The organism is Streptomyces aurantiogriseus, from assembly GCF_014649375.1.
GTDB lineage: Bacteria > Actinomycetota > Actinomycetes > Streptomycetales > Streptomycetaceae > Streptomyces > Streptomyces aurantiogriseus.
Genome location: NZ_BMSX01000021.1, coordinates 63464 through 84734, shown reverse-complemented (window position 1 = coordinate 84734; position 21271 = coordinate 63464). Strand labels below are relative to the sequence as shown.

The 21271-nt window shown below is 70.7% G+C and carries 26 protein-coding genes; 5 read left to right on the top strand and 21 right to left on the bottom strand.

Going from position 1 to position 21271, the window contains the following annotated elements:
- Positions 1 to 12: 12 nt before the first annotated feature.
- The 5 genes from IE263_RS35580 to IE263_RS35560 form a co-directional block, all read right to left on the bottom strand.
- A complete protein-coding gene (locus IE263_RS35580; protein WP_189942285.1) occupies positions 13 to 348 on the bottom strand; it encodes a DUF2516 family protein in 336 nt (111 codons plus the stop codon).
- A 169-nt stretch (positions 349 to 517) separates the two neighbouring features.
- Entirely contained in the window at positions 518 to 1183 is a 666-nt protein-coding gene (locus IE263_RS35575) for a hypothetical protein (RefSeq protein WP_189942185.1), read from the bottom strand.
- Positions 1184 to 1272: 89 nt separating this feature from the next.
- The gene (locus tag IE263_RS35570; RefSeq protein ID WP_189942184.1) at positions 1273 to 1725 is read right to left on the bottom strand and encodes a helix-turn-helix domain-containing protein; all 453 of its coding nucleotides are present in this window, start codon (positions 1723 to 1725) and stop codon (positions 1273 to 1275) included.
- 93 nt (positions 1726 to 1818) lie between these two features.
- Positions 1819 to 2685, bottom strand: a complete 867-nt coding sequence (locus IE263_RS35565) for a GNAT family N-acetyltransferase (protein WP_189942183.1) — start codon at positions 2683 to 2685, stop codon at positions 1819 to 1821.
- A 92-nt stretch (positions 2686 to 2777) separates the two neighbouring features.
- Complete coding sequence (locus IE263_RS35560; RefSeq protein WP_189942182.1) at positions 2778 to 3116, bottom strand: winged helix-turn-helix transcriptional regulator; 339 nt, start codon at positions 3114 to 3116, stop codon at positions 2778 to 2780.
- A 51-nt stretch (positions 3117 to 3167) separates the two neighbouring features.
- Here IE263_RS35560 and IE263_RS35555 point away from each other — a divergent pair, with 51 nt between their 5' ends.
- Positions 3168 to 4055, top strand: coding sequence for an NAD(P)-dependent oxidoreductase (locus IE263_RS35555; RefSeq protein ID WP_189942181.1), 888 nt, complete (start codon positions 3168 to 3170; stop codon positions 4053 to 4055).
- On the opposite strand, the gene IE263_RS35550 is transcribed toward IE263_RS35555, so the two are convergent.
- The 5 genes from IE263_RS35550 to IE263_RS35530 form a co-directional block, all read right to left on the bottom strand.
- The gene (locus tag IE263_RS35550; RefSeq protein WP_189942284.1) at positions 4024 to 4515 is read right to left on the bottom strand and encodes an HAD domain-containing protein; all 492 of its coding nucleotides are present in this window, start codon (positions 4513 to 4515) and stop codon (positions 4024 to 4026) included. The two genes, IE263_RS35555 and IE263_RS35550, sit on opposite strands and share 32 nt — an antisense overlap.
- 58 nt (positions 4516 to 4573) lie before the next feature.
- A complete protein-coding gene (locus IE263_RS35545; protein WP_189942180.1) occupies positions 4574 to 6622 on the bottom strand; it encodes a HelD family protein in 2049 nt (682 codons plus the stop codon).
- Between the two features lie 70 nt (positions 6623 to 6692).
- Entirely contained in the window at positions 6693 to 7310 is a 618-nt protein-coding gene (locus IE263_RS35540; protein ID WP_189942179.1) for a TetR family transcriptional regulator, read from the bottom strand.
- A 38-nt stretch (positions 7311 to 7348) separates the two neighbouring features.
- Positions 7349 to 9538, bottom strand: a complete 2190-nt coding sequence (locus IE263_RS35535; protein ID WP_373312185.1) for an aminoglycoside phosphotransferase family protein — start codon at positions 9536 to 9538, stop codon at positions 7349 to 7351.
- Positions 9539 to 9870: 332 nt separating this feature from the next.
- Complete coding sequence (locus IE263_RS35530) at positions 9871 to 10740, bottom strand: GntR family transcriptional regulator (protein ID WP_229911345.1); 870 nt, start codon at positions 10738 to 10740, stop codon at positions 9871 to 9873.
- A gap of 173 nt (positions 10741 to 10913) precedes the next feature.
- Here IE263_RS35530 and IE263_RS35525 point away from each other — a divergent pair, with 173 nt between their 5' ends.
- On the top strand, positions 10914 to 11096 hold the full coding sequence (locus IE263_RS35525; RefSeq protein WP_189942176.1) for a hypothetical protein: 183 nt from the start codon (positions 10914 to 10916) through the stop codon (positions 11094 to 11096).
- Here the strand turns inward: IE263_RS35525 and IE263_RS35520 are convergent.
- Both IE263_RS35520 and IE263_RS35515 read right to left on the bottom strand, forming a co-directional pair.
- Positions 11087 to 11806, bottom strand: coding sequence for an HAD family hydrolase (locus IE263_RS35520; RefSeq protein ID WP_229911344.1), 720 nt, complete (start codon positions 11804 to 11806; stop codon positions 11087 to 11089). The two genes, IE263_RS35525 and IE263_RS35520, sit on opposite strands and share 10 nt — an antisense overlap.
- Positions 11807 to 11835: 29 nt before the next feature.
- Complete coding sequence (locus IE263_RS35515; RefSeq protein ID WP_189942174.1) at positions 11836 to 12711, bottom strand: GntR family transcriptional regulator; 876 nt, start codon at positions 12709 to 12711, stop codon at positions 11836 to 11838.
- Positions 12712 to 12937: 226 nt separating this feature from the next.
- Between IE263_RS35515 and IE263_RS35510 the strand changes: the two genes are divergently transcribed.
- The gene (locus IE263_RS35510; RefSeq protein ID WP_189942173.1) at positions 12938 to 13120 is read left to right on the top strand and encodes a hypothetical protein; all 183 of its coding nucleotides are present in this window, start codon (positions 12938 to 12940) and stop codon (positions 13118 to 13120) included.
- Here the strand turns inward: IE263_RS35510 and IE263_RS35505 are convergent.
- The 3 genes from IE263_RS35505 to IE263_RS35495 all read right to left on the bottom strand — a co-directional run bounded on the left by IE263_RS35505 (position 13110) and on the right by IE263_RS35495 (position 16296).
- Positions 13110 to 14033 carry a GntR family transcriptional regulator gene (locus IE263_RS35505; RefSeq protein WP_189942172.1) on the bottom strand — a complete coding sequence of 308 codons (924 nt, stop codon included), beginning with the start codon at positions 14031 to 14033 and terminating at the stop codon, positions 13110 to 13112. The two genes, IE263_RS35510 and IE263_RS35505, sit on opposite strands and share 11 nt — an antisense overlap.
- Positions 14034 to 14351: 318 nt before the next feature.
- Positions 14352 to 15611, bottom strand: a complete 1260-nt coding sequence (locus tag IE263_RS35500) for a GNAT family N-acetyltransferase (RefSeq protein ID WP_189942171.1) — start codon at positions 15609 to 15611, stop codon at positions 14352 to 14354.
- A 79-nt stretch (positions 15612 to 15690) separates the two neighbouring features.
- Positions 15691 to 16296, bottom strand: a complete 606-nt coding sequence (locus IE263_RS35495) for an RsiG family protein (RefSeq protein ID WP_189942170.1) — start codon at positions 16294 to 16296, stop codon at positions 15691 to 15693.
- Positions 16297 to 16455: 159 nt separating this feature from the next.
- Here IE263_RS35495 and dtd point away from each other — a divergent pair, with 159 nt between their 5' ends.
- Positions 16456 to 16881 carry a D-aminoacyl-tRNA deacylase gene (gene dtd / locus IE263_RS35490; protein ID WP_189942169.1) on the top strand — a complete coding sequence of 142 codons (426 nt, stop codon included), beginning with the start codon at positions 16456 to 16458 and terminating at the stop codon, positions 16879 to 16881.
- 94 nt (positions 16882 to 16975) lie between these two features.
- On the opposite strand, the gene ygfZ is transcribed toward dtd, so the two are convergent.
- Genes ygfZ through IE263_RS35475 form a run of 3 tightly spaced genes read right to left on the bottom strand, consistent with a single transcriptional unit; the run spans position 16976 to position 18996 of the window.
- On the bottom strand, positions 16976 to 17941 hold the full coding sequence (gene ygfZ, locus IE263_RS35485) for a CAF17-like 4Fe-4S cluster assembly/insertion protein YgfZ (RefSeq protein WP_189942168.1): 966 nt from the start codon (positions 17939 to 17941) through the stop codon (positions 16976 to 16978).
- 10 nt (positions 17942 to 17951) lie between these two features.
- Positions 17952 to 18404: a Fur family transcriptional regulator gene (locus IE263_RS35480; protein ID WP_189942167.1), complete on the bottom strand. Its 453-nt coding sequence runs from the start codon at positions 18402 to 18404 to the stop codon at positions 17952 to 17954.
- Positions 18405 to 18420: 16 nt separating this feature from the next.
- Entirely contained in the window at positions 18421 to 18996 is a 576-nt protein-coding gene (locus tag IE263_RS35475; protein WP_189942166.1) for a heme-binding beta-barrel domain-containing protein, read from the bottom strand.
- A 248-nt stretch (positions 18997 to 19244) separates the two neighbouring features.
- On the opposite strand from IE263_RS35475, the gene IE263_RS35470 reads away from it, so the two are divergent.
- A complete protein-coding gene (locus tag IE263_RS35470; RefSeq protein ID WP_189942165.1) occupies positions 19245 to 19607 on the top strand; it encodes a DsrE family protein in 363 nt (120 codons plus the stop codon).
- Between the two features lie 26 nt (positions 19608 to 19633).
- Here the strand turns inward: IE263_RS35470 and IE263_RS35465 are convergent, their stop codons facing one another.
- The 3 genes from IE263_RS35465 to IE263_RS35455 form a co-directional block, all read right to left on the bottom strand.
- Positions 19634 to 19897, bottom strand: a complete 264-nt coding sequence (locus IE263_RS35465; RefSeq protein WP_189942164.1) for a DUF3099 domain-containing protein — start codon at positions 19895 to 19897, stop codon at positions 19634 to 19636.
- Positions 19898 to 19994: 97 nt separating this feature from the next.
- The gene (locus IE263_RS35460; protein ID WP_028421436.1) at positions 19995 to 20282 is read right to left on the bottom strand and encodes a DUF1416 domain-containing protein; all 288 of its coding nucleotides are present in this window, start codon (positions 20280 to 20282) and stop codon (positions 19995 to 19997) included.
- A gap of 42 nt (positions 20283 to 20324) precedes the next feature.
- Entirely contained in the window at positions 20325 to 21170 is an 846-nt protein-coding gene (locus IE263_RS35455) for a sulfurtransferase (RefSeq protein WP_189942163.1), read from the bottom strand.
- Positions 21171 to 21271: the final 101 nt, after the last annotated feature.

Here is a 21271-nt window from a genome sequence, read left to right as displayed (position 1 = left end):
CTGCCACGGCGTCTATCGGCCGCCGTTGTACGGGCCGTACGGGCCGTCGCTGCTGGAGCCGCCGCGGTGGCTGCGGCCGCCGCCCGGGAGGGAGCGCAGGGCGGGGCGGACGTCGACCATGTACACGATGGTCGCGACCAGGCCGATGACCGGCAGGAACGACAGAATCGGGAAGATCAGGTTCACCACGAAGGCGAGCCCGAGGATGATCATCCAAAAGGGCTTGGTCTGCTTGTCCGCCGCCCGGTAGCCGTCCTCACGGCGGATGGCCGCGTCGAACAGAGCGAAGCCGCTGAACACGATCAGCGCCAGGCTCAGCAGCGACATGAACCCTGCGAACCCCTGCATCAGCACTACGTCCACCACCCGAATCGGTACGACTCGCTCGTCCTTACGCGGTCACCGTACCCGCAACCGCGCTTCCGCTACCCGAACAACGGACCGGGCACTCCCCGAGTGCCCGGTCCGTCGCGGTATCCGTCTGCGTGTCCGTCCCGCCGTCGGTCTCACCTGGTCGTCACTTGGCGGGCGGAGTCGTCTTCTTCGCGGTGGTCTTGCGGGCCGGGGCCTTCTTGGCGGGCGCGGCCTTCTTCGCCGTGGCGGGCTCGGAGGTGGCCTCGGCGCCGGCGGGCTTCGGCTCCTCCTTGACCTCGACCGTCTCGGCCTTCGGCTCGCCCATGCCCTCGACGGCGATGGCCAGTTCCTCGATCTCCTCGGCGGCCTCGCCGCGCCAGGTCTTCACGGCCTGCTCGCCGTGCTCGGCGACCTTCTCGTAGGTCTCGCGGGCCTTCACGGCGTACTCGGCGGCGACGCCGACACTGCGCAGCGCGAGGTCCTGGGCGGACTCGCCGAGCTTCTTCAGGTCGGCGTCGATCGTGCTGCCGAGCTTCTTCAGGTCACCGTCGAGGGTGCCCAGGAACTCGCCGAGCTTGCTCTGGAAGGTCTCCTGCGCCTCCTTGGCCTTGACGCCGGCCTCCTTGGCGCGGGCGGCGGCCTTCTCCTGGACGGCCTTGGGGTCGGTGTTGCGCACGGCCTCGAACCGGGCCGGGGCCTCGGTGCGCAGCTGCTCCACCAGACTCGGGACCTTCTTCGCCTGCTGGAGGGCCAGGTCGGCGGTGCCGGCGGCGAAGTAGAGCGGAGTCGGGTCGGTGAAGGTCTTGCGCAGGTCGTCGGTGATGGCCATGGTGTTGGTCCTCCGGTATTCGCGTTCTTCGCGTTCGTCGATGTCGGTTGGTGCGGGTCCGCAGTCGGGCGGCCGGTCCCCTGGTCCGGTCAACTGGCCGTCTGCTGCGGATCGGCGTCGGTGCCACCGGCCGTGCGGGTGCCGGTCCCGGCGGCGTCGTCGTCCTGGGCGTCCACCGCACCGTCGCCGGCCGCGAATCCGTTCTCCTTGCGGAAGGACTCGTAGATCTGCAGCAGCGCCTGCTTCTGCGCCTCGGTCAGCGTGGGGTCGGCGAGGATGACGGCCCGCGTCTCGACCTCGTCCCGGTCCCGTTCGGCATCGAGGATGCCGGCGCGTACGTACAGCGTCTCGGCGGAGATCCGCAGCGCCTTGGCGACCTGCTGCAACACCTCCGCGCTGGGCTTGCGCAGCCCGCGCTCGATCTGGCTCAGATACGGATTGGACACCCCGGCGGCATCGGCGAGCTGCCGCAACGAGAGCTGAGCGTTTCGCCGCTGCTCGCGCAGGTACTCACCGAGATTGCCGACGTTGAGCGATGCCATGCCTCCAGCGTGCCTCACGGGCGCTAACTTTTGCAAGCATCCTGCTTGCAAGAGTGTTTCGGGGCGTTCCCCGCCTCCCGGCACGGCGTCGGCTCACACCCGGTACGTGTACGTGCGCGTGTAGGTCCGGAAGCCCATCGACTCGTACAGCCGCCTGGGCACGGGGTGGGCGGCGTCGCCGCGGGCCTGGACGACGGCGCGGTGGCCGCCGGCGGCGGCGAAGGCGTGCAGGACGGCGGTGCAGACGGCTCGGGCGAGGCCTCGGCGGCGGTGGTCGGGGTGGGTGCCGACCGGTTCGAAGGCGCCGATGCCGTTGGTCTCGTCGTACCAGCCCTGGCAGTAGGCCGCGACGTCACCGGTGGGAGAGACGACGATCAGGTCGAGTTCGGGGCGGTAGGGCCAGGTCTCGCGCATACGGGCGTGGCGTTCGGTGGTGATGCGGGACGAGCCGAAGGCGGCACGGTGGGCCGCCGCGCGACCGGCCATGTCGGAGGGTTCCTGCTGGGGGCGGATCACGTAGCCCTCGGGGAGGGGCGGGATCGCCGGGAGCGCGGTGAGGGGGCGGGTGAGGCAGGTCATGAACGGGCTGTCGGCCACCTGCGCGTACCCGCGCCGCTGCAGCGCCTCGAGCAGATGGGTCTCGGTGCCGGCGACTTCGGCGGTCAGTGATCCGGGGGCCTTCTGCTCGGCCCAGGCGAGGACGTCGTCCGCCAGTTCCGCGTGGGCCGGATCGATCTGCACCATCAGGACACCGTCGGGCAGCTCCAGCCAGGCCCAGGCCAGCGTCTCCCCGTCCCGCTCCCAGACCGCCGTGGGGCAGTGTTCCTCACGGCCGAGGGCGAGACACCGGTTCCAGGCGAGGTCGCCGATGTGGTGGTAGCCGGTCCGCGGGAAGACGCGGGTGGCCAGGCTCTGCATGGCGCGCAGTTCCTGCGGGCCGGCGTACTCCTGAAGTCGCATGACCGTCATGCTGCCGAATCGATCGCCGCATACCCACTTTTTTGTGGGTACTTGGCAGCTCGCTCCCGGGCCGCGACGCTGGTGACAGGTGATCAGGAGGCGGCCAGGCGGTCCAGTCGGCGGTGGCCCCAGTCGGAGAGGGGGGCCAGGGCCTCGGACAGTTCGCGGCCGAAGGATGTCAGGGAGTAGACGGTCTTCAGGGGAAGGACGTCGTGCACCTCGCGGTGCACCAGGCCGTCGGCCTCCATCTCCCGCAGCGCCTGGGTCAGCACCTTCTCGCTGAGCCCCGGTAGGCGCCGGCGCAGTTCGGCGGGGCGGTGCGGGCCGGACTCCAGCAGCCAGAGCAGGCTGGTCTTCCACTTGCCGTCGATCACGGCGATCGCGGCGGTCACTCCGCAGACGTTCAGGTCCTTGGCACGCTTACTGGTCACCCATATACCCCTTTTGTTGTCAATTCGTCGTAATTATAAGGGAGTTGAGTCATGCCCACATCGCATTTCTCCGTCACCGTCCTCGGGCTGGGCCCCATGGGGCGTGCGCTCGCCGGCGCGTTCCTGGACGCGGGCCTTCGGACCACGGTCTGGAACCGGACCCCGGGCCGGGAAGGGGACCTGGCCGGACGGGGAGCCGTGGTGGCGGGTACGGCGTGGGAGGCCGTCGGGGCGAGCGAGCTGACCGTGGTGTGCGTGCAGGACTACGACGCCGCCGACGCCGTGCTGCGCCAGGAGCCGGTCGCCGCCGCGCTCAAGGGCCGTACCGTCGTGAACCTCTGCGCGGACACCCCGGCCCGCGCCCGGGACACCGCCGACTGGGCCGACCGGCACGGTGTCCGGTACCTGGACGGCGCGATCATGACCCCGACGCCGACCATCGGTACGCCGGCCGCGGTGTTCATCCACAGCGGCCCCGAGGAGCTGTACCGGGAGATCCGCCCCGTCCTGGACGCGCTGGGCGGCACCCACACCCATCTCGGCGAGGAGATCGGCCGGGCCGCGGCCCACGACATCGCCCTGCTGGACATCTTCTGGACGGCCATGGCGGGCTTCGCGCACGCCGTCGCGGTGGCCCGGGCCGAGGGCATCACCGCACGTGAGCTGGCCCCCTTCGCCCAGGGCATCGCCACGATCCTGCCGCCGCTCTTCGAGGAGTTCGCCGCGGACACCGACGACGGCACCTACTCCGGCGAGCTCAACCCGATCACCTCCGCCGTGTCCTCCATGGCCCACATCGTCCGGGCCTCCGAGAGCCACGGCATCGACGCGAGCGTGATGCGCACGATCGAGGGCCAGGCCCGCCGGGTCGTCGCACGCGGACACGGAACGGACGGCTTCCTGCGGGTCAGCGAACTGCTGGGCCGGACCGGGACCTGATCCACTCCTCCAGCACCGTGAAGTCCCGGTCGGTGAGGCCGAGGCGGTGGTCCACCCGGTGCAGGAGGGCGGGCGCGGGATGCCCGGCGGCCACCCAGGCGCGGTCGACGTCGGTGATCTCGTCGTCGAGCCAGACGAAGGGCCGCCCGTCCGCCCAGGCGACCAGGGCCTGCGTCTTCCAGTGCAGGCCACGCGGTGTCGGCGTCTCCGGCCAGTCCACCACGGGCAGCGGGGGCAGACCGAGCCACGGCGCCACGACGGCGTTCGCGTCGTCCAGCCAGGTCGTGGCCCACACCAGCTCGCACCCCAGCGTCAGCAGACGGGGACCGAGGGACGGGTCGAGGCGCGGGAGGAGAGGGTGCGGGAGCGGATCGACCGCCGTGCGGGGCTCGTGCACCGGGTACGGAGCCGTCCCGCCGAAGGGGATCAACGGCCCGTCGACGTCGAGGAAGAGCAGCATCACCGTCAAGGATCGCGCGGTCACCCCCGCGGAACCACCCCACCACTCCCCCAGCCCGCTACCAGGGCAGCTCCCTCCCGTGCACCACCTCCAACCGCGACACCGCTCGCGTCAGCACCACGTACAGCCGGTTCAGCCCCCTTTCCTCGGCCTCTGCGATCGCCATGGGTTCGACGGCGACGACATGGTCGTACTCGAGGCCCTTGACGGCGGTCGCGGGGAGCACCGTCACGCGGGCGGTCGGGGCGTCCGGGCCGGTCGCGGTCTCGATGCCCGCCGTGGCGAGGGCCGCGCGGATGCGAGGGACGTCGGTGTCTGCCGTGATCACACCGATCGAGCCCTCGTGGGTGAGGGCGTCGCGTACGGCCGACACCACCGCCTTCGGTACGTCGTCGTCCGCCCGGCGGAGGCGGAGTTCGCCGTCGTGGCGGAGGGAGTGGGCGGGTGGGACGTCGGTGTCGAGGCGGGCGAGGAGGCGGTTGGCGAGGGCGAGGACCGCGCCGGGGACACGGAAGCCGGTGGTCAGGGGGACCACCGCCGCGTCCGGCTTGCCCAGGTGGGTCATCAGGGTCCGCCAGGAGCGTGCTGCCCAGGGGGTGGTGCCCTGGGCGAGGTCGCCCAGCACCGTGAGTGAGCCGAAGGGCACCCGGCGGGCGATGGCCCGGCACTCCATCGGGGAGAGGTCCTGCGCCTCGTCGACGACGACATGGCCGTACCCCTGGGGGTGTTCGAGCAGCCCGGCGACCTCGTCGAGGAGGACGAGGTCGGCGGACGACCAGCGGGCGGACCTGGCGGAGCGGGGCGGGCGGGGCCGGAGCAGGGCCTCCTGCTCGTCCTCGGTCAGCAGGCCGTCCGCCGCCCGCGCCAGCCCCTCCCGGTCGGAGAGGAGGTGGACGACCACCTCCTCCGGTCGCACCCTCGGCCACACCGCGTCCACGCACCCGCTCACCGGCCGGGCCCGTTCGATCCTGCGCAGCCAGGAGGCCGGGCGCGGCCCGCTGCGCCGTTCGGCCCGCTCCTGGATCCGGCGCACGATCCGGCTCCGTACGCGTTCACGTCCGACCTCGTAGGGCGGCTCCTCGGCGAGCACGCCCGCCACGACGGCCGCCACCTCGTCTCCCGCGACCCGCCAACGGTACGAACCGTCCGGCACCGTGAGGTCGTCGGCGTGCTCGGCGGTCACCCTGCCGTACAGCGCGCGGCGCAGCACCTCGGCCATGCGGGGGTCGTGCTTGACGACGGCGGTGGGGGCGGGGTCGGTGGCGGTCACCGGGTGGCGGGCGATCTCGTCGGAGAGGGTGGACTGCCGGACGCCCGTCTCACCGAGGGAGGGCAGGACCTCGGCGATGTAGGAGAGGAAGGCGCGGTGGGGGCCGAGGATCAGCAGGCCGCCGCGGCGGATGTGCTGGGGGTGGGTGTAGAGGAGGTAGGCGGCCCGGTGCAGGCCCACGGCGGTCTTGCCGGTGCCGGGGGCGCCCTGCACGCACACCGACTCGGCCAGGTCACCTCGTACGAGGTCGTCCTGCTCGGGCTGGATGGTGGCGGCGATGTCCCGCATCGGGCCGATCCGGGGGCGTTCGATCTCGCGGGCGACGATCGCGCTCGCCCCGGACTCGCCCCGGCCCAGATGCTCGTCCTCCAGACCGGTCAGGTCGGCGGAGTCGCCCCGGCTGCCCGGCGCCCAGCCGAAACGGCGGCGGACGGCGACGCCCTGCGGGTCGCGGGCGCTCGCCTGGTAGAAGGCGCGGGAGACGGGCGCGCGCCAGTCGACGACGAGGGGAGGGGCGGCGGGATGCTCGCTGACGCGGACGCGGCCGATGTGGTGGCCGAGGCCGTCGTGCTCACCGCCGGCGCCCTCCGCGAAGTCCAGCCGGCCGAAGAAGAGGGGGCCTTCGGGGAGTTCGCGCAGGGCCTTGGCCTGGCTGCGCAGCCGGTGGCCGAGCACTTCGGCGTCGGCACCGGAGGCGGAGACGTCCTCGCCGGTGACGACGTGCAGGTCGGCGTCCGCCAGCATCGCGGCGAGGGCGGTGCGGCAGGCGTCGTGATGGGCGCGTTCCTGGAGGAGGGAGTCGTGGAGGTCCTTCGAGGCGAGTTCGGGTGACGTCATACGGGCGAGCGTACCCATATAACGTAACCGAGTTAAATTTTTTACTCAGCCTCAGGTCAGGTGGCCGTCCTCAGGCAAGGTGCGGCAACCCCGCCTCCAGCACCGCGAACGCCCGCTCCGCCGCCGCCACCGCCTCGGGCCGTACGTCCTGCACCCGCTCCCCCGCGGCGATCCGCCGCCAGTTCTCCTGGGCGAGGATCCGCCGTACGGCGACGATCTGGCCGGCCGCCAGCCGGGCGTCGAGGTCGCCGCCGAGGGCGTCGGCGAGGGCGGCCTCGGAGCGTTCCAGGTGGGCGTGGAGGCCGGCGACCAGGGCGGGGGTGCCGTAGAGGAGAGTGTGGAAGGCGCGGACGTCGGGGGCGTCGTTGAGGCCCGTGATGGGATCGGCGGCGGCCAGCCCGTCGAGGAAGTGCCGGCGCAGGGCGGGCAGCGGTGCGACCCCCTGTGCCCGCGCGCCGGCTACCACCTCCGCCGCCTCCCGCTCGTGATCGGCGATGCGGTGCAGGACCAGGTCCTCCTTCGCGGGGAAGTACCGGAAGAGGGTCGGCTTGGAGATCTCGGCCGCCGCCGCGACCTCGGCGACGGGCACCGCGTCGAACCCCCGCTCCACGAAGAGCCGGACGGCGATGTCCGACACGGTCCGGAACATCCGTTGCTTCTTGCGCTCACGCAGGCCGGGGGTGGTCATGGGCCGAGCCTACGCAGCCCGAGCGGACGGTCCCCTCCCTACGCCAGTGCGCGGGCCAGGTACGGGTTCGCCTTCGGCCGTACGGACAGGCCCAGGAAGCCGGTGGCCGCCGCCAGCGTCATCGCGTACGACTCAAGGGCGCGGCGCACGTTGGGGGCGTCCAGGCTCGCTCCGGTCACCAGACGGTCCAGGTCGACATAGGCGGACCGGACGATCTCGATCCACCGGTAGACACGCCAGTCCCGCCTCCAGTCCTTGGTGTACCGGGGCTCGAGGGTGTGTTCCCAGCGCCGGAACATGCGGTCGCGGATCTCCGGCCGGGTGGGAGTGAGGTGCATGTGCCGGACCAGGTCGTAGAGGGGATCGCCGACCAGGGCCATCTCCCAGTCGATGATGGTCAGCGCCAGGGAGTCGTCACGGCGCACCAGGTTCCACGGGTTCAGGTCGCCGTGCAGCAGAGCAGGATCCCTGGGACTGACCGAATGCCTCGACAGGATCTGCTCCAGCCGGTCCGCGTCGGGCAGCCCGAGGAAGCGGGCCACCTGCTGCGACTGCTTCGGCAGGTCTCGCACCAAGGACACCAGCTGGCCGCACAGCCAGGTGAAGAAGCCGCCCTCCCCGGCCGTCGGATCGACCTGGCGGTAGTCCACGGCTGTCAGGGCCCGCAGCTGGTCGACCAGTCCGTCGGCCTCGCGCGGCAGCAGACCGTGCACGGGGTGGACCGGCGCCCCGTCGCGGTCGGGGGGCCCGACATAGGTGTGGACGGCGAAGGGCTCGCCCTGGTGGCTCCAGCCCAGCGCGAGGATCTTCGGCGCCGCCACCTCCGCGCGCGAGTTCTCGATCTCCCGCAGGACGGCGTGCTCGCTGAGGAAGCCGCGCTCCCGGGGGCAGACGTCGGAAACCTTGCGCCGCACCACGACGGGGGCCGCCACACCGGGCACGTTGACCACCGTGTTCAGGTGCGCGGTGCCCTTCAGCACCCGGCTGGCCGGTGCCACGCCCTCGGCCAGCAGCGCGCCACGGACGCACGTGCGGGGGAAGTCGGCGCGTTCCGGGACGCGTTCGTCGGGCTGCCAGTCGAAGTCCCTGGCCGCGAGGCCCAGACCGCCGCTGCGGCGGGAGGCCTGCCAGCGGTAGAGGATGCGTCCGATCTCCCGCTCGCCCGGTACGTTCCTGAGGCCGAGGGGTTCCGCCGCCGCCTCCAGGGCCTGCCGTACCGCTTCGGTCGCCAGGTCGAGGCTCTTCTGGTCGTGCTGGAGTTCCAGGGACTGGGCGGCGCGCATCACGTCCGGGTAGACGGACTGCGCGCGTTCGAAGGCGATGTAGTGCCGCAGGTCCTTGGCCAGCCCCTGGACGGCCGCCGGGCGGACCCGCCGCATGGCCTGCGCCCAGGCCTCGATCACCTCACCCCACTGGAACTCCGGGTAGCGCATGCGGACCAGATGGGTGGCGAGGTCGTGCAGGGGGTCGCCGTAGGTCGCCAGCTCCCAGTCGACGCAGATGAGGGGCGGGGTGCCGCCGTAGGAGACGATCACGTTGCCGCGGTGCAGGTCGCCGTGGAGCAGGCTGTAGGGCCGCCGTGCCATGACCGGCACCCGTTCGGCCAGCCTGATCAGGGCGTCCTCCGGGATGCCGAGGGCGGCGAACAGACCGCCGAAGCGGGGCCAGTTGGGCTTGCGGATCTGCTCGTCCGCCATGCGTGCCAACGTCTGCAGGAAGCCCTGGCTGTCCTGGTGGTTGGCGGGCCAGCCCGCCGGCAGCGGCGGCAACGCCCGGCGGCGCACCTGGGCCATCTCCGCTAGGAGCCCGGCCATCGCCTGCACGAGCAGGGTGTCGACCGGTTTGCTGGGCGCGCAGACGCTGGACAGGGGCACGCCGTCCACATAGCTGTGGATGGCGTATCCGTCGCCCTCGAAGAGGCACTCCGGCACATTGGGCAGTACGCCCTTCACGGCCCGCAGGATCGACGCCTCGTTCTGCCAGGTGCGGATCACCACGGGCAGCGCCTCGGCACGCGGGATCCGCACGATCACCGTGGTCCCCGGGGCGCAGCCGAGCAGCCGCGCCACGGGCTCCGTCACCGGAAGGACGTGGTTGTGGTTGTGAAAGCCATGGCTCGTCCGGCCCGCCGTGGCGGCCGTCCGGGCGAAGGCGCCGTAGAGGGCACTGGGGCGAACACTGGTGGCGTGCTCCCCGGCGACAAGAGGGGAAACGGGCGTCGCGCCCACTGGCCGCTCCGAGGTACTAGCACGGAAAGGGAGGAATGACGGAATAAACCTGGACAAACGGTAATCCCGGGCGGCAGACGACACGACTGGAGTCACAGAGGAATGAGCGCAATGGGTGGTGCCCTTCCTCTTCGTGACGCTGCCGAAGGTTGGCGTGTACGCCATCCCTTACGTACGAACCGGAGCGGTTGCTCGAAGGATTGGGGCATGGTAACGCACGAGCGCCCGGAGGAAGTTACGGTGCTGTGTGGCCGGCATGACGACTACGGGGAGCCCCCACCCGCCCCCCACGGCACTGTGGCCGGTGTGACGGCACCGCGGTCGGCGGGCCGCTACTCCGACAGCAGGTTCCAGACCGAGTCGAACCATGCCTGCCAGCTGTCGACGAAGAGCGTGTCCGGCGAGTCCGGGTCGGTGTCCTTCACGTGGTGCGTGAGCGGTGCGCCGAAGCCCAGGACGTCGAGGGTGGGGATCACCTCGCCGGAGTCGAGCGGGATCCGACGCTCGATCACCTCGTACGGCGCCAGGAGGGCTTGCTCGCCGTTGAGCAGGTAGAGCTTGAAGGCGGGGGTCAGCGGGGCCCGGCGCACCTCCAGACCGACGGACGGCACGAGCGCCGCCAGGTCCGTGAACAGCCGCTGTACCGATTCCGTGGAGCTCTGGGTGACGAGGCGCAGATGGTCCCTCGGACGCGGGTCGTCAGGGTTCCCCTTGACCGTCGGATAGGGCACGGCCAGGTCCTCGGAGGGGAGGATCAGCCGCAGGGCGATGCGCTCGGGGGTGACGGCGCCGCCGACGATCCGCTCCGCCTGCACCTTGAGGTGGGCGGCCAGGGACTCGGACGTCAGTGAGTACACGTCCAAGGTCACTTCCGGCCGGTCGAAGGCCTCCTCGAGCAGCGGCCCCAGGGTCCTGCCGCCCCGCAGCCGCCCGGTGGCCACGGACGAGGGCTGGGTCCGCGGCACCTTGACCACCCGCGACCCGCTCCCCTGCCGCGACTCGATCCAGCCCTGCTTGGCCAGCTCCCGCAGGACCCGCTGGACCGTGTCCCGGGAGACCCGGAACTCCTCGGCCAGGTCCCGCTGGGGCGGCAGGTAGGAACGCAGCGGATACTGCCCGTCGGCTATGCGGTTGCGCAGTTCCTCGGAGATCCGCTGGAACTCCCTGCCACCCCCGCCGTCGCTGCTCCGCTGCGCGTCCACGAGGCGACCGTACCGCTCCCGGCCCAGCAGCAAACCACTTTCAGTCACGTTGGCCTGGCGACTGGCCTGTTGCTTAAGGATCAGCCAGGCCGGGGAAATCCACTTCACGACAACCAGTCCAATTGGACCGGGAGTTGCACGCTTCGCTGAGAGTGGCCGGGAGGTGGAGGGGCATGCTTCTGTCATCGACGGTGCAAGGACTGCTGGAGCTCGCCGCGGGGATGCTGGCGCAGGAGAAACTCGGAGCGCTGGGCCTGATCCTGCTGTTCGTGCTGGGGGTGGGCATCAGGGCGCGGCACAACGGCCTGGCCGTCGGGGCCGCCGTCGTACTGGTGGCCCTCATGACTCAGGCCTGAAGTCTGACCGCCTTCAGCACGGCTTCCAACGACGCCACCACCGTCGTCGCGCCCGCGTCCCGCAGCAGTTTCTCCTTGTGTTCGTTGCGCGCGTAGCCCAGGAACGGGACTCCGGCGTCCCGGGCGGCCGCGTAGTCCGTGGGCGTGTCGCCGATCATCAGGGCGGTGGCGGGGGCCGAACCCATGCCGCGCAGGGCGCTGTTCAGGCAGTGCGGGTGGGGCTTGAGGAGGTGGAGGTCCTGGGTGCGGCCGTAGACATGGGGTGCGAAGCAGGCGGTCAGACCGCGGCTCTCCAGGTACCTGGCGACCACCCGGGGGGAGTTGTTCGTGGTGATCGCCAGCCGCCGGCCCACCGCCGTCCACGTCCGTATGAGGGGGTCGGCCCAGGCCGTCGGCATCGCCGAGGCCGCGGCCCGCAGCTCCTCCTGGGTGAGCCGCTCCTCCAGCTCCGCCACCAGGTCGCTGCCGGGGTGCCGGCGGTCCACGGCGCGCAGGACGACGTGCGGATCCAGCGACTCCCGCTCGGACTCCGTCAGCAGGCCGCGCAGACCCCGTCCCTCGAGCCACTCCACCAGGCCGTCGGCCACCCCCTCGGCCGAGTGACCGGCGAAGAGCCGGCAGATCGGCCCGTCGAAGTCCCAGAGCACGACTCGGGCACGCGCGATCAGTTCCCGCAGCTGCGCGGTCTCGTTCTCGGTGCGAGGTGTCACCGCTTCAGTCTGCTTCGTATCAGAAGTCACTAGGAGAGTGTCAGGTCCGACGTGATGGTTTCCCAGAGGGCGTCGAACCACTTCTGGGATTCCTCCACGAACGCGGCGTCGCGCGGGCCCGCCGCCTTCTCGAAGGAGAAGAGGAGCGACTCGGTGCCCAGCACGTCGTACATGTCGAGGACGCCCTCGTCGGTGGACTCCTCCCGCCGCGTGACCATGTAGTACGCCATCAGCGCCTCCTGTCCGTTGAGGAGGTACAGCTTCACCGGCGGGGTGAACGGCAGCGCGCGGAAGGTGACGTTCACCTCGACGCCGTGGGTGCGCAGGGTGAGCAGGTTGTGGCGCAGGACGTGGCCCTGGGCGTTGCGCATCGCCAGCCAGCGCTGGTGGACCGGGTCGTCGTCGCCGCGGCCGTCGACGGGGACCGGGAAAGCGAGGTTGATGTCGCGGGACGGCAGCAGGATGCGCACGTCGATCTTCTCCGGGCGGATCTCGCCGCCGTGGATCAGCCGGAGCGGTTCGCCCAGGGCGGGGATGAGGCTCTCGGCGGTGAGGCAGGCCGCGTCGATACGCACGTGACGGGCGGCGAAGGCCTCGGTGAAGCGGGGGGACAGGGCGACCATCGTGGGCTGGGGTTCGTCGCGGGCCGGGGCCGGCTCCGCGATGCGTGGCGGGCTGCCCTTGCTGACGTTGGTGAGCAGGCCGTCGTCCTGGAGTGCCCGCAGTGCCTGGCGTACGGCACCCCGCTCCACGCCGAACTCGTCCGCGAGCTCGGCCTGGGTGGGCAGGCGGTCGCCCGCCTTGAGATCCCCGACGCGGATGCGTTCGCGCAGGACGTCGGCGATCTCCTGGGGCGAGAGCCTTCTGCTGCCGTTCACTACCACGTTCTCCTGGGTCACGACCAAACGCTACAACTTCCATCCATCTATGGGGAGTTGCCGTGAAGTTGTTTAGCACTTGTAGCCAAGTGGGGACAACTTAGTCGAGGTTGGTTGCCAACTTCGCCGAGTTGGTGGAAGTTTTGCCTCCGAGTCTCGCATATCGCCGAGCGCCCGCCCCACCCGTATCGCGCAGCACCGTCAGCACCGCGCAGCACCCGCCAGATCCCCGGCTCCGAAGGGAGGAACCACCATGCCCGCCCTCACCCTCCTCTCCGCCGTCCTCGAGCAGACCGTCCAGTGGAAGTACGGCACCGCCGGCACCGTCGGCCTGCTCCTGCTCACCGTCGGCATCAAGTCCAGGAGGCCGACGATGAGCTCGGCCGGCGCCGTGATCCTCGCTCTCCTGGTCACCGGGCCGGCCGTCAGCTCGTGAGCACCAGCTCCGAGCTGATCGTCTCCCAGAGCGCGTTGAACCAGAGCAGCGACTGCTCCACGAACGTCGTGTCACGCGGTCCGGCGCCCTGTTCGAAGGCGAACAGCACCGACCGCGTGCCCTCGGCGTCGTACATCTCCAACTGCTCGTGATCGATCTGCTGCTCGCGCCGCTTGACCGTGTAGTACGCGAACAGCGCTTCCGCCCCGTTGAGCACGTAGAGCTTGACCGGCGGGGTGAACGGCAGCGCGCGGAAGCTGACGTTGACGTCGATGCCGTGCGTCGCGCGCAGCGTGAGCAGGTTGTGCCGCAGCACCTGGCCCTGGGCGTTGCGGTGGGCCAGCCAGTGGCGCTGCAGCCGCTCGGTGGCCGAGGCGTCCACCGGCGCCGGGAAGGCGAGGTCGATGTCCCGGGACGGCAGCAGCACCCGTACGTCGATCTTGGCCGGTTTCAGTTCCCCCGCGTGGATCCGCCGCAGCGGCTCACCGATCGCGAGCGTCAGCGAGACCGCCGTCAGGCACAGGGCGTCGATCTCCACGTGCGGCGCGGCGAAGGCCTCCGCGATGCGCGGGGTCAGCGCCACCATCGTGGGCTGCGGCGCCGCTCCCGGCCCGGCCAGCAGCGCGCTCGCCCCCAGATCCGGGGCGACCATCGCCGGCGCGCCCTTGGAGACGTTGGTGAGCAGGTGCTCCGACTGCAGGATGCGCAGGGCCTGACGTACGGCGCCGCGCTCCACACCGAACTCGTCCGCGAGTTTGGCCTGCGTGGGCATGCGCTGGCCCGGCTGCAGCACCCCGGTCCTGATCCGGGTGCGCAGCTCGTCGGCCACGTCGTGGTGGGTCCGCTGCGGCCGTGACGGCCGCTCACGGCCCTCCCGCCCATTGACGGAGGCATGTTCCGGCTCCACGGCCAAACACTACAACTTCCCGCCATCTTGTGGCAGTTCAAGGAGAGATGGTTATAGGACGCTTCCAAGCGGACATAAGTACAGTGAAGTTGGCTGCCAACTTCAACAACATGGTCAAACTTCCAGACGGTTGGCCGATCGGGCTCCCTTCCGGAGGGGAGCCGGGAGCCCGAACAGTCGGCACCGAGGCACAGCCACAACTTCAGAGCGACCGCACAGCCACAACTTCACACCGTCACGCGCACAGCCACAACTGAACAGCTACGGATGAGCACATGAACAAGATGAACAAGGTGAACAAGAAGAACGACTAGGAGGGAGCCCTCAGAACAGGTCCGGGCACCACGGTCGCACGGACGTACGCAGCAGGGCGTCGGCCTTCCGGGCGGCGCCCGCTCGTTCTTCCCGCAGCCGCCCCAGCGCCGCCAGCCGCACCACCGACGCGTCGCCGAGCCACAGCGACGCCAGTTCGGACACGTCCAGTGCGAGGTCGGCGCTGCGGGTCGTCGGCGTGCAGGACGCGCCGTCGGGGGACGCCTCCAGCAGGAACCGGCCCCCGGCCAGGCCCGACCGGTCGGCGACCTCCAGGACGAGGGAGCCGGGGACGTCGTAGCTGCGCGCCTCCAGGGCCCGTACGACGTCCAGGATCCGTATCCACAGCCAGTCCGCCTGGGTGGTGACGGCGGCCGCGCGCGGGTCCGGCAGGAGGTGCGGGAGGAGGTCGTCGGGGGAACGCCAGCCCGACTTCACCCGGACTACCCAGTCGATCGAGCAGAGGTAGTGCCACAGAGCGCGCTCCGCGGCCGGGGAAGAGGTGATCAGCCACCGCACCGACGCCGTGTTCAACGGCTGCTTGCCGTCACCCCAGTTGTCGTCCGCCGTGTAGGAGACCAGCCCCTCGACCCGGCCGCCCGCCGAGCGGTACACGGCGTAGAAGGGCTCCGTCCAGGGTTCGCCGCTGAAACGCACGACCCCGGTCTCCGCCTCCCACCAGTGCCCCAGGCGGCTGACCGCGCCGGGCTGGGCGCGACGCAGCCGCTCGTGCAGCTCAGGGCCGACCTTGCGGACCTCGTCGCCGGTGACGAGGTCGATACGGCCGCCGTCCTCGGGGCCCGCCCAGCGGGGGTCGAGGCCGGAGCGCGGCACGTCGACGGTCCACTCGGTGCAGGTGGTCGCCGGGCCGAAGCCGAAGCGGCCGTAGATCGGGTACTCGGCGGCGATCAGGGTGGCGACGACATCTCCGCGTTCCTTCGCGTCGGCCAGGTCCCCGTTCATCCAGCGGGTGAGGAGGCCACGGCGGCGGTGGGTGGGCCAGACGGTGACGTTGGAGATGGCGTCGGCGGGGACGGGGGTGCCGCCCACGGCGGTCAGCTCCTGCGGAAAGGAGCGGAACGTCGCGACGCACCGGCCGGCGTCGAAGGCGCCCGCCAGGCGTGAGCCGGCGAGGGTGGCACGGCGGTCGGCGACCTCCTCGTCCGTGACAGTGGGAGGGCGCAGGAAGCCGGTGCGCACGGCGCGCATCCAGTCGGGGAGTTCGGCGTCGGTGATCGGGCGGACGTCAAGGGTGTCGGGTCGGCGGGTCATGGGGTCACGGTAGGTGGGGCCGGGCGGGCGCGGCGGGGATTTTTTCCCACCCCCGCCACCCCCGCCGCCCCTGCCGTCGCTACACCAGCAGGTCGTCCACCTGCGCCTCCCCCTCCCGGTACCTCCTCGTGATCTCCGCCCCGCAGTCGTCCGCCGTTCGTTGCAGTCGCTGACGGCGACGGGAGACCTGCTGTTCGTAGCGGATGAGGCGGGCCATCGCCTCGTGGAGCTCGGGATTGGTGCGGGCGGCGAGGTCGGAGAGTTCGACCTCGGCGAGCATCTCGGCGGCCAGGCGGCGGTACTCCTCGTTGCGCGGCGTGCCCAGGGTGACGTGGCGGGCGGAGGAGCGGTGGCGGGCCGGGGCGTCGGTGAGGATCTCCGGGAGGCGGGCCACCACGGAGTCCTCGGCCGGCTCGGGCACGGCGGCGGGGCCTCGGCGGGCCAGTTCCGCGCCCAGGATGTCGATGCGGCCCTGGAGCAGCCGTCGTACGTAGCTCAGGTCGGCCTCGTCGCCCTGGGCGTCCCGGCGCAGGGTGCGCAGCTCGGGCAGGCTCAGCAAGGTCAGATCGTGCTCCGGCGGTTCTGTCGGCAGCGCGCAGGGTGGGCTGTCGGTGCGCTGCACGGGCGCCCGCTGGGTGGTCATGCCCAGCTGCTGCCCGATACTCGCGGTGCTCGGTGTACTCATGTGCTTCTACCGTCCCCTCGACCGGCGTGTGGAAAGCATCGTGCCACCACAAGTGGCCACTATGTGAGCGAGCACCCCCGAACGGCTCAGATCCGGTCCAAAGGATCAAAAAGAATCCCCTGAGCGGCGGTTGCGGGGGCGCACGGCATGATGGTCCGCATGCGTGCAGTGGTGCAGAGGGTGGACGGCGCGAGCGTCGTCGTGGACGGCGAGACGGTGGGCGAGATCGTCGGCGAGGGGCTGTGCGTCCTCGTCGGGGTCACCCATGAGGACACCAAGGAGAAGGCGGCCCAGCTCGCCCGCAAGCTGTGGTCGATCCGGATGCTGGCGGACGAGAGGTCGTGCAGCGACATCGACGCGCCCCTGCTGGTCATCAGCCAGTTCACGCTCTACGGCGACGCCCGCAAGGGCCGCCGCCCCACCTGGAACGCGGCCGCCCCCGGCGAGGTGGCCGAGCCGCTCGTCGACGAGGTGGTCGCCCAGCTGCGCGCGCTGGGCGCGACGGTGGCGACGGGCCGGTTCGGCGCGCAGATGCGGGTGTCCTTGACGAACGACGGGCCCTTCACGGTGCTGCTGGAGATGTGAGGCATCCGATGTGGCCGGGCGGGTGAGCCGCGCAGCCCCGTGCTGACGGCGCCGATCCCGGGCCTGCCCGCGCAGGCCCGGGATCGGCGCGCGCCTACGGCTCTACGACGACCTCCTGGGCGGCCGCCGTGGTGTCGGCCATCAGGGGCGCGTCCACCGGCACGTTCCGCTTCACCAGGGCCAGGGCCACCGGGCCCAGTTCGTGGTGGCGCACGGACGTCGTGATGAAGCCGATCTTTCGGCCGTCGGGGCCCTCGTCCGCGAGGCGGAGTTCGGTGCCGGAGGGCGGCAGGTGGACCTCGCTGCCGTCGAGGTGGAGGAAGACCAGGCGGCGCGGGGGCTTGCCCAGGTTCTGGACGCGGGCGACCGTCTCCTGGCCGCGGTAGCAGCCCTTCTGGAGGTGGACGGCGGTGCCGATCCAGCCCAGCTCGTGCGGGATGGTGCGGTGGTCGGTCTCGAAGCCGAGGCGCGGGTGGTGCCGCTCGACGCGCAGCGCCTCGTAGGCCAGGATCCCCGCCGCGGGGCCGGCCTTCTCGGCGTACGACTCCAGGTCGGCGCGCGGGAGGAAGAGGTCCCGGCCGTAGGCCGTCTCACGGACGACGACGCCCTCGGGGACCTCGGCGATCGAACCGGCCGGCAGGTGGACCACCGCGTACTCGCCGGTGCGGTCGGCGACCTCGACGCGGTAGAAGAACTTCATCGACTCCAGGTACGCGATCAGCGCGTCCTGGGTGCCGGGTTCGACGTGGGCCCAGACCGTCGTGCCGTCGTCCACGAGGTAGAGCGCGTGCTCGATGTGACCGTGCGCGGAGAGGATCAGCGCCTCGGTGGCCTCACCCACGGGCAGGTCGCTGACGTGCTGGGTGAGCAGCAGGTGCAGCCAGCTCAGCCGGTCCTCGCCGGAGACGGTGACGACTCCGCGGTGCGACAGGTCGACGAAGCCGGTGCCGTCGGCGAGGGCGCGCTGCTCACGGAACAGGTCGCCGTAGTGGGCGGCGACGCCTTCGTCCACGCCCTCGGCGGGCACGGCGCCGGGCAGGGACAGCAGGGGGCTCTTCATGAAGACAAGCCTACGACTCGGTAATTGAACTCTTGGCCGTCGGAACCTTGAGCGAACAGTCCTTGCAGCGGCCGAAGATCGCGAAGTGCTTCATGTCGGTGTCGAAGCCGAAGGTCTCGCGCAGCTTCTCGGTGAACTCGGCGGCCACGTCGACGTCCGCCTCGATGACGCCTCCGCAGTCGCGGCAGACGAGGTGGATGTGGTGGTGCCGGTCGGCGAGGTGGTAGGTCGGCGCCCCGTGCCCGAGATGGGCGTGACTGACCAGCCCGAGCTCCTCCAGGAGCTCCAGGGTCCGGTAGACGGTGGAAATGTTGACCCCCGACGCCGTCTTCCTCACTTCCACGAGGATGTCGTCGGGGGTCGCGTGCTCCAGAGTGTCCACGGCTTCGAGCACGAGTTGCCGCTGCGGGGTCAGGCGGTAGCCGCGCTGCCGCAGATCGCTCTTCCAGTCGGTGCTCACCACACCGGCAAGTCTAGGACTACTTGAAGAAGGCGATGCCGTCGTCCGGCATGTCGTCGGGCAGGGCCTTCGCCCAGCGCTCGACCTCCTCCGGGGTGACGACCTTCTTCAGGTGGGCGGACATGTAGGGGCGCAGCTCGACCTCGGGGGTCTGCTTCTCGCCGACCCACATGAGGTCGCTCTTGACGTAGCCGTACAGGCGCTTGCCGCCGGAGTACGGGCGGGAGGCGGCCGTACGGGCCACCGCGTCCGTGACCAGGTCGATCTGCGGCTTCTTGTCGGCGAGCTCGCCGTACCAGATCTCGATGACGCCGTCGTCGCGGGTCATCGTGACCTCGACCTTGCGGGCGCCGTCGATCCGCCAGAAGCCGGACTCGGACTCCAGGGGGCGGACCTTGTTGCCGTCCTTGTCGAGGACCCAGGTGTGGGAGTGGTACTCCAGGAAGTCCCGGCCGTCGTGGGTGAAGGTGACCTCCTGCCCGAAGTTGCACTTCTCGGCACCGGGGAAGTCGTGCACGCCCGCACCGGCCCAGTTGCCGAGCAGGAAGGCGAGCGGGACGAGGTCCTTGTGGAGGTCGGACGGGATCTCGATCATGGGTGGCAGTTCCTGAACGTGGTCGGTCAGCGCTGGCCCTGGTACAGCTTCTTCACGGTCAGGGCGGCGAAGGCGAGGACGCCGACGCAGACCAGGACCAGCAGGGCTTCGAAGAAGATCTCCACGGCGTGCTCCTCGGAATGAGCGTGGTTCGGTACGTACAACAAGGCCAGGCCCCAGCTTACGCGGCCGCAGCCCGGGCCTCCCTGTGAGGTAGGCCCTCGGTGAGGTAGGCCTACGATTCGAGCATGGCGAAGAAGCTCGTGATCAAGGTGACAGCGGGGGCGGACGCCCCGGAGCGGTGCTCGCAGGCGTTCACGGTCGCGGCGGTGGCCGTGGCCAGTGGGGTCGAGGTCTCCGTGTGGCTGACCGGCGAGTCCGCCTGGTTCGCGCTGCCGGGCCGGGCCGCCGAGTTCGAGCTGCCGCACGCCGCGCCGCTGCCCGACCTGATCGACTCGATCCTGGCCGGCGGCCGGCTGACGCTGTGCACGCAGTGCGCGGCCCGACGGGACATCTCGGAGAAGGACGTCCTGGAGGGCGTACGGATCGCGGGGGCGCAGGTGTTCGTGCAGGAGGCGCTGGGGGACGGGACACAGGCGCTCGTCTACTGAGATCCGCCAGGGACTCACCGGGGTCTCTAGCGGCTCGGGCGTTTCCTGCCGTCCAGCTCGTCCCACCACTCGTCGGACTTCGGGTCCCCGGAGGGGTCGTCCCACCAGCGGTCGTCGGGACCCCTGCGGTTGGCGACCATCGCGGCGAGCGGCGGGATGACCATCGCGACCACACACATCCCGACGGCCACGGGAACCGACCAGAGACGTACGACGCCCCAGGCCAGGACGAACAGCCCGATGCAGGTGCCCATCATGGCGAAGTACAGATGACGCCGCCGTGCGTACATACGTCCAGGGTAGGTCCGGATTCCCGTGCATGCCGAAGGGCCGCACCCCAGGTGTCCAACCCGGAGGGTGCGGCCCCTCAGTGGCTCAGCGGTCCGTTCAGACCGCGATGGCGACCTCCGCGAGACCGCCCTTCTGGGCGACGACCGTGCGGTCGGCGGTGGCGCCGGGGACGAGAGCGCGTACGGTCCAGGTGCCCTCGGCCGCGTAGAAGCGGAACTGGCCCGTGGCGGAGGTCGGGACCTCCGCGGTGAACTCGCCGGTCGAGTCCAGCAGACGGACGTAGCCCGTCACCGGCTCGCCGTCACGGGTCACCTGACCCTGGATCGTGGTCTCGCCGGGCTTGATCGTCGAGGCGTCGGGGCCGCCGGCCTTCGCTCCACACATGTCGTACTCCTGAAGGGGTTCTGAAAGGTCGGTCGGGTTTGCTTACTTGTTGGCGCCGAGCTCGATCGGCACGCCGACGAGGGAGCCGTACTCGGTCCAGGAGCCGTCGTAGTTCTTGACGTTCTCCACGCCCAGCAGCTCGTGCAGGACGAACCAGGTCAGCGCGGAGCGCTCACCGATACGGCAGTAGGCGATGGTGTCCTTCGCCAGGTCCACCTGCTCCTCGGCGTAGAGCTCCTTGAGCTCCTCGTCCGACTTGAAGGTGCCGTCGTCGTTGGCGTTCTTCGACCACGGGATGTTGCGGGCGGACGGGACGTGGCCCGGACGCTGGGACTGCTCCTGCGGCAGGTGGGCCGGGGCGAGCAGCTTGCCGGAGAACTCGTCGGGCGAGCGGACGTCGACCAGGTTCTGCGAGCCGATCGCGGCGACGACGTCGTCGCGGAAGGCGCGGATGGACGTGTCCTGCGGCTTGGCCTTGTACTCGGTCGCCGGGCGCTCGGGCACGTCGGTGCCGTCGACCAGCTCGCGGGCGTCCAGCTCCCACTTCTTGCGGCCGCCGTCGAGGAGCTTGACGTTCTCGTGGCCGTACAGCTTGAAGTACCAGTAGGCGTAGGACGCGAACCAGTTGTTGTTGCCGCCGTAGAGGATCACCAGGGTGTCGTTGGCGATGCCCTTCGCCGACAGGAGCTTCTCGAAGCCCTCCTGGTCGATGAAGTCACGGCGGACCGGGTCCTGGAGGTCCTTGGTCCAGTCGATCCGGATCGCGTTCTTGATGTGGTTCTTCTCGTAGGCGGACGTGTCCTCGTCGACCTCGACGATGGCGATGTTCGAGTCGTCCAGGTGGTCCTGAAGCCAGTCGGCGTCGACCAGGACGTCGCTGCGGCTCATGCTCGTTCTCCTCCGGGGCAGTTGCGGCGGGGGTGTGCAAGAAAGAGGGTGCGCGGCCGGGGCTCGCCGGCGGCCGGCGCACGGATGCCCTCGCGAGAGGG